This is a genomic window from Acidithiobacillus sp. TH-A36 (assembly GCF_057473445.1).
Map to the genome: position 1 here is coordinate 1 of NZ_JBYCKP010000337.1, position 3,677 is coordinate 3,677.

The window sequence follows — 3,677 nt, forward strand, 5'->3', positions numbered from 1 at the left end:
CCGCAGCGAAAAAGCAAGGGCGCACTTATGCAAACTCTGCGAGTTTGCGTGCGGTCAAGGCTCCGCCCCGACACCCCGTAGGAGGAGGAGGCCAGAATGGCGATCTATCATCTCTCCGTCAAAGCCATCAGCCGATCTGCAGGCCGCAGCGGCACGGCTTCCTCCGCGTATCGTTCCGGCGAGAAGATCGAAGATGAACGGACGGGAGAAGTACACGACTACACCCGCCGAAGCGGGGTTGAGTCCGCCGATCTGGTGTTGCCGGAAGATGCCCCCGACTGGGCAGCGGACCGGGCGGCATTGTGGAATGCCGCCGAGCAGGCGGAGACCCGGAAGAACGCAACGGTTGCCCGCGAGTTCGAGATTGCCCTGCCCGAAGAACTGCCCCCTGCCGAGCGGCGGCGTCTGGCGCTGGATTTTGCGGGAGAGCTGGTCCAGCGGCATGGCTGTGCAGCGGATGTGGCCGTGCATGCGCCGGGGAAAGCCGGAGATCAGCGCAATCACCATGCCCACATTCTGCTGACGACCCGGCGGATAGGACCAGACGGGTTTACCGAAAAGACGCGGGAACTGGATGACCGGAAGACGGGCAAAGAACTGGTGAGCGAATGGCGGGAACGGTTTGCCGAGCTACAGAACGCCCGATTACAGGAAAACGGCATAGCCGCCCAGGTGGATCACCGCAGTCTGGCGGAGCAAGGTCAGGATCGGGCACCGACCCGGCATCTGGGGCCAGCGGCCAGTGGTTATGAGCGGCGGACCGGGCAACCGAGCCGCCGAAGGCTGGATTTTGAGCAGGAAGTTTCGGAACGATTAAAGCTGGCCAAGGAAGCGGGTGAGCTGGAGCGGCAAGACCTGGCGGTAGATCAGAGTATTCTTGATCTATCCGGCGACCTGGAAGCCGCGCGCGCCGAGCGGGACCGGATAATCCGCGAAGAGATTGCCCAGGGGATTGCAGACATTCGGAAGCAGTTTGCCCAGTATCAGGAGATAGAAGCGGGCAAGCAGCAGGCGCGGGAGGCCTTTGAGCGGTTTCAGGCGGAGCAGCAGTTGCAACGGGAGCAGGAGGTAGAGCGGCCAGCGCCTCGGGAATATGAGCTGGATGGTCCTGAGTTGTGATGTTAGTGTTACAGTAACGGTTTATTACTGTGACAAGTTGCGTATATGGTGCTTTTCCGGGGACGCTTGGGCATATTTTGGGCAAAGCGCCAAAAATCACGGCATGGCACAGGCTGAAACGCCTATTTTTACTGGTGTTTTAACATGCCGACCAGCGGATTAACAATCCGATGGTCTGTGGAATGGCCGTTACAATAATACGCTAACGCGACTGGTCGGCCGGCCTCAAACCCGGTGCCTACTACGCTTCCCAAAGCTCATTCGAACAGCATCTCTGCAGTCAGTCCTTCCGCTTTGATGTGGTCTCGTAATATTTCCAAAGCTTCCGATTGGATCTGGCGAACGCGTTCTCGCGAGACGCCCATGCGGTCCCCAACTTCTTTAAGGCTGTTTTGGTCTGTCCCATCAAGACCAAAACGCCAGAAAATCACTTGCCGATGTTTTTCTGGCATGTGATCCACCCATTGATGAACGTGTGATGACAAATCACGCGCAGTTAAAGCTTCTTCTGTGCTGCCGCTAGGGTCAGGGATGATGTCGGCCATGGAACTAGCCCTGTCGTCATGACTAATCGGCGTATCGAGGGGCATCACCAGCACGTCTTTTTTGAGGTACTCGTGAATTTCACTTACCGGCCATTTTATGGATTCTGCTATTTCTTCAGGCGTAGGTGTACGCTGTAAAATAGTCTCTAATTCACGAGCGGTGCGTAAGATCGCGCTGAGTTTTTTCATGACGTGAACAGGGATACGAATCGTGCGTGCCTGATCCATTATGGCCCTCTCGATACTCTGACGAATCCACCAAGTAGCGTAGGTCGAGAAACGAAAGCCTTTTTCGGGGTCAAATTTTTCAACCGCATGCATCAGCCCCAGATTGCCTTCTTCAACCAAATCCAGAAGAGGAAGATCATGGCGTAGATAACGCTTAGCCAAATTGACCACCAGACGGAGATTGCTGACGATCATCATGTTTCTTGCGTCCATGTCTCCGGCTTGGACCTGCCGGCCAAGAGCCACCTCTTCTTCTGCCGTCATTAACCCTTGCTGACGGATTTCTCTCAGATAGCAGTGTGTGGAGTCTGTACCGGATGATTCTTCTATATATTCTTTCATCTTTCCTGTTGAGCTCACAGATGGTTTTTTCTCGCCACTACTCTTTGATTTCATTACGGATCGAAAAGATATCAACTTATTGCTTGTCACCGTACAAATTGTTAAGCATCACATGCAAATAACTTCTTTGTGCTTCAATACGTAAAGTGCGTACTTCTTGCAACCGTGATTCTACCCAGGCGAATGCTTTCGTCTTGTTACCCCTATAATCAATGAGAGTCTTCCAGTCTGTTTCGCTGACCCCAAAGTTGAGCAACACCTGACTATCTTGAGGAGATAGGTCAACGAACGCTGCTAATGATTCCTTGGTTGTTTTATAGCTTTGCAGATTCATTGGCGTTGTCCTAGCGGTAGCACTCAAACATTACATATTATTATAATTATTTAATCTGTAAAGGCATAACGATAATTATTGATGGGGTGATCGACTCATCCGAATCTCTACGGCATCCTGCAAAAACAGAGAGGTTTATATATGTCCAAACTAGAACATACCCAGAAATCCGATACCCAAACGATCTCCGCAGAACAGCACTACCGTATGGTTGCTGAAGCGGCCTACTACCTGGCCGAGCGGCGCGGTTTTCAAGAGGGGGATGTCATGGCCGACTGGCTACAGGCAGAGATTGACATAGAGCGCATGCTCGAAGCGCCCACTCCCAAAACCCCGACAAAAAGGAAACCCCGAACAACCACGCTGAAGACCAACGCAAAAAACATCCCTGAGGTATTATGAGTGCAAATCATGGTTTGCTGATCGTTGATCTCCAATATGGATTCTCGCCCAGTCCTGATCTGGTAGAAAGGGTGAGGGATACGGCGGAAGACTATGCCGTGGTCGTCGCGACACGTTTTCTGCCAGCGCTGGGCAATCCGCTCATGCAGCGCCTGGACAGGCCTCGACTGGAAGGCGATGCGGTCATTGATGTGGGGCATAATCTGGTGATCGACAGGCCTGGTTATGGTCTGGACCAACCCGCTTTGGATGCCTTGCGGGGTTTTTCGGAGGTCACGGAATGGGGTTTGATTGGCGGGCATACGGGCATTTGTTTACTCGCCTGCGCCTTTTCCCTCTGGGATGCTGGTCTCCCCATGCACGTCATTCGACCGTTTTGCTTTTCCGCACCGGGCGACACCTGCGAGGTCATAGACACGCTTTTCCAACAGCACTTCGCGGTTTAGGTGGCCGAAGCCCAATGGGAGAATTATTCAATGATCTGGGCGACGCCATCCTCTGGTGAGGAACTATTACACGAGACACAATGCGTCATTCTGTCTTGTAGCCCCAAAACCCTGAACGGCAGATCGCCCGGTTTTGCTCGGTTCCTCTGACACCCAGGAGGGCCGATTATGGGACATTACGATATAGCCTTCTTTTCTGCTGACTGTGGACGCCCGCCAAGTCGTCCGTTTCTTCGGGCTGCCGCTGCCTTGGCGGGGCTT

Annotated in this window: 5 protein-coding genes; 3 read left to right on the forward strand and 2 right to left on the reverse strand. The window is 53.5% G+C overall.

The features are described 5' to 3' along the window. Positions 1-96: 96 nt before the first annotated feature. Entirely contained in the window at positions 97-1,119 is a 1,023-nt protein-coding gene (gene mobQ / locus AC2VLY_RS09005; protein ID WP_075323803.1) for a MobQ family relaxase, read from the forward strand. 257 nt (positions 1,120-1,376) lie between these two features. Here the strand turns inward: mobQ and AC2VLY_RS09010 are convergent, their stop codons facing one another. Next, the gene (locus AC2VLY_RS09010) at positions 1,377-2,234 is read right to left on the reverse strand and encodes a sigma-70 family RNA polymerase sigma factor (RefSeq protein ID WP_486893180.1); all 858 of its coding nucleotides are present in this window, start codon (positions 2,232-2,234) and stop codon (positions 1,377-1,379) included. A 76-nt stretch (positions 2,235-2,310) separates the two neighbouring features. Further along, positions 2,311-2,568, reverse strand: a complete 258-nt coding sequence (locus AC2VLY_RS09015) for a hypothetical protein (RefSeq protein WP_486893181.1) — start codon at positions 2,566-2,568, stop codon at positions 2,311-2,313. Between the two features lie 141 nt (positions 2,569-2,709). Between AC2VLY_RS09015 and AC2VLY_RS09020 the strand changes: the two genes are divergently transcribed. Next, a complete protein-coding gene (locus AC2VLY_RS09020; RefSeq protein WP_486893182.1) occupies positions 2,710-2,970 on the forward strand; it encodes a DUF2934 domain-containing protein in 261 nt (86 codons plus the stop codon). Next, on the forward strand, positions 2,967-3,416 hold the full coding sequence (locus tag AC2VLY_RS09025; protein ID WP_486893183.1) for a hypothetical protein: 450 nt from the start codon (positions 2,967-2,969) through the stop codon (positions 3,414-3,416). Before AC2VLY_RS09020 ends, AC2VLY_RS09025 begins: the two co-directional genes overlap by 4 nt. The last annotated feature ends 261 nt before the right edge of the window (positions 3,417-3,677 follow it).

What these genes read in the sequence shown, in the direction of transcription:
- mobQ (WP_075323803.1), top strand. Translation starts at nt 97, where the DNA reads ATGGCGATCTATCATCTCTCCGTCAAAGCCATCAGCCGATCTGCAGGC.
- AC2VLY_RS09010 (WP_486893180.1), bottom strand. Translation starts at nt 2,234, where the DNA reads ATGAAAGAATATATAGAAGAATCATCCGGTACAGACTCCACACACTGC.
- AC2VLY_RS09015 (WP_486893181.1), bottom strand. Translation starts at nt 2,568, where the DNA reads ATGAATCTGCAAAGCTATAAAACAACCAAGGAATCATTAGCAGCGTTC.
- AC2VLY_RS09020 (WP_486893182.1), top strand. Translation starts at nt 2,710, where the DNA reads ATGTCCAAACTAGAACATACCCAGAAATCCGATACCCAAACGATCTCC.
- AC2VLY_RS09025 (WP_486893183.1), top strand. Translation starts at nt 2,967, where the DNA reads ATGAGTGCAAATCATGGTTTGCTGATCGTTGATCTCCAATATGGATTC.